This is a genomic window from Puniceispirillum sp. (SeqCode), assembly GCF_965657105.1.
Taxonomy (GTDB): domain Bacteria; phylum Pseudomonadota; class Alphaproteobacteria; order Puniceispirillales; family Puniceispirillaceae; genus Puniceispirillum.
In genome coordinates this window covers 1-3,036 of the sequence record NZ_CBFHNB010000105.1, presented here as the reverse complement: position 1 = coordinate 3,036, position 3,036 = coordinate 1, and the positions used below count along the sequence as shown (strand labels likewise).

Annotated in this window: 3 protein-coding genes; all 3 read left to right on the top strand. The window is 45.9% G+C overall.

The annotated features are described in order from the left end of the window. Positions 1-306 precede the first annotated feature (306 nt). Positions 307-1,047 (top strand): transporter substrate-binding domain-containing protein, encoded by a 741-nt coding sequence (locus ACTF7Q_RS10430; protein WP_438997770.1) that lies wholly within the window; start codon positions 307-309, stop codon positions 1,045-1,047. Positions 1,048-1,295: 248 nt separating this feature from the next. Then, positions 1,296-2,270, top strand: coding sequence for a TauD/TfdA family dioxygenase (locus ACTF7Q_RS10425; protein ID WP_438997769.1), 975 nt, complete (start codon positions 1,296-1,298; stop codon positions 2,268-2,270). A gap of 58 nt (positions 2,271-2,328) precedes the next feature. Next, positions 2,329-3,036, top strand: a 708-nt coding sequence (locus tag ACTF7Q_RS10420) for an FAD-dependent monooxygenase (protein WP_438997768.1), incomplete at its 3' end; no start/stop codon positions are given.

Below are 3,036 nucleotides of genomic sequence, written 5' to 3'. Positions count from 1 at the left end.
AATTTACCAATGGCAGAGCGTTTCCCCCCCAGAATAACAACTGAATTTGACATTTTTAGTCCTCTAGGCCGGTTTTGCTTACAACGACAATGTTTGACCAACAGGATCTCGAATGTCGTTATTACGTAATTTTAATTATTACTTTTGATCATTGTCCACATATCTGTTTTGCAAATATCTGTTAATGGATATTTAAATCCTTAAAAACTTCTTTATTTTACTCAAACCAATCTTGTTACCATAATGGTAGATCGTTGTGATTACCTATAACTTCTTTTAAATTTTAGATCGCTGTGGACATACTTCATGAATAATTCACTTCAAAAAGCGCTAGCACCAACGGGTGTTTTGCGCGTGGCTATTAATCTTGGCAATAGTCTGCTTGTTACAGGGCAAGAGGACGATGGCACACCGATTGGTATTTCACCAGATATAGCCAAGCATGTTGCATCAATTCTTGACGTGCCTTGCCGATTTGTATTGTTTGACCGGCCAGGTCAATTAGCCGATGCGGTAGATCAAGGCTTATGGGATATCGGTAACATTGCAGATGAAGTTGAACGAAGCAAAACCATTGATTTCAGTAATCCTTATGTCCTGATAGACACGCATTTTCTCGTACGTGATGATTCAGAATTTCAGACTAATAGGGATGTTGATACGCTTGGGGCCACAATAGCTGTATCCGAGCGAAGTGCCTATGAGTTGTGGCTGCGGGAGAACTTCAAAAAAGCCAGAATTGTTTCAGCAGACTCGATTGCACAGTCGCATGAATATTTTCGGCAGGGAAAGGCCGTCATATTGGCAGGTTTACTACCAAAACTCGAAGAAGAACTATCGTTCAGACCCGGCTACCGTATCATCAAGCCTCCATTTACGGCTATTAAACAGGCAATGGGCGTCAGAAAAAATAATCCGGAACTTGTTGAATTTTTGAATAATGTCGTTGCAACCCTGATCAAAAATGGTTTTATCCATGCATCTCTGGAAAAGCATAATGTCTTGTCAAAACTAACGATACCGCCGCCCCGATCGATCAATTCATGACACAAAGCCGAACACCATAGCTCAAGGCTCAAGGCTCAGGGTTCAAGCCCAGCCTCATAAAGAATAAAGTCACCCAGCGCGGTAAAGCCTTCATCCTTGCGCTTTCGAACTTACCCGCCAGAATCGCCAGATCAACACCAAATCAACGACACCACGCAACATATTCTGCAAGCTTTTGTAATATTGCCAGCCTTGACATTCGATGCTAGCGTTCTTCAGATAAATGCGTGTCTTAAGAAAGTTCAAATATGGGATTGATTGCTACGCAACCGATTACGGGGCCAACCGCATGGCGGGCATCTGATGTCATAAATGACGATTCATGGATGCGCCCACTATCCAAGGCGCATATTCTGGAAATCGAACAGGCGCTGGCTGATGTGAAATCAAGTGGGTTATCATTTCCCAACTTTGGCAAGCATGATTTTGCATTGCCGACATTGTCAGCCGTTCTGGAAAACTATATGGCAGAGCTTGAAACCGGGCTAGGTTTTATGTTGCTTCGGGGCATCCCCGTTGACCGATATGATGATGATGACATCAACATCATATATTGGGGGCTTGGGCTACATATGGGCAAAGCTGTGCGCCAGAACCCGCAAGGTGATCTTATTGGACAGGTGATGAATGTCGGCGATCTAACCGACCGGCAAACGCGCGTATATGAAACCAACGCCTACCTACCTTATCATACTGACCCGACCGATATTGTCGGCTTGTTATGTATCCGCAAGGCAAAATCGGGCGGCATAAGCAGTCTGGTGAGCTCTGCCGCGCTTTATAATGAAATTCTGGCACATCACCCTGAATATCTTTCATGCCTCTACCGACCGATGTATTACCCGCATCTTGGCGGTGACAAGCCGGGGATATCTCCTATATTCAGCTATCATCAGGGGCAGCTGACCTGCCGCTATCTGCGACAATATTTGGAACTTGGGCATGATATGATGGGCGCGCCATTATCCGCTATCGAGCGCGAAGCGTTTGATCTGATTGACTTGATCAGTCATGACGAAAGCATGCGCGTTAATATGCTGATGGAACCTGGCGACCTGCAATTAGTGAATAATTATGTCGTTATGCATTCACGAACCAGTTTTGAAGATTTTGACGATATACAGCAACGCCGAAAGAAACTCCGCCTTTGGCTTCGCACCCCGGGATCACGCGAACTTGCTTATGATTTCCCCGGCCGTGACGGATTTCCCGACCCAAAATAAACAGAACAGACAGAACAGCTGGAATAGACAGAACAGCTAGAATAGACAGGCATTATTTATGGTGAATCCAAGTGATATTGATAAAACCCAACATGATCGTCAAATAATAATTGCCGGTGGTGGCATTGGCGGCTTGGTCATGGCCTTGACCCTTCACCAGATTGGCGTTCCCTGTATAGTTTATGAAACCGCCCAGGACATGCGGCCTCTGGGTGTTGGTATTAATCTGCAACCGAATGCTGTTCGAGAATTATATGACCTTGGCATAGATGCACCAGCTCTCGACACGATTGGCATCCAATCGTCAGAATGGGCATTGCTGGGACTAAATGGCACCGAAATTTACAGTGAACCACGCGGCCAAAAGGCTGGATATAAATGGCCACAATATGCAGTTCATCGTGGTCAGTTTCATATGTTGCTTTACAAAAAGGTGTTAGAACGGCTGGGTGGTGATGCGGTCAAACTTGGGCACCGTGTCATAGGTTATGATGCAAATAATGACAATAGCGTCACCGCGCGCATTGAAACCGCCGACGGCACAACAATCTCGCAGACAGCCAGCTTATTGATTGGCGCTGATGGCATTCATTCCAGAATTCGCGCCCAGATGCACCCAACACAACCGCCCATTCATTGGGGTGGCACGATCATGTGGCGCGGCACCACACGCATGCGTCCGCTTCGAACAGGCTCGTCTTTTCTCGGGCTTGGGACGCGTAAAAACCGGGTCATAATATATCCCATTTCAAAAATGGACGCCGAC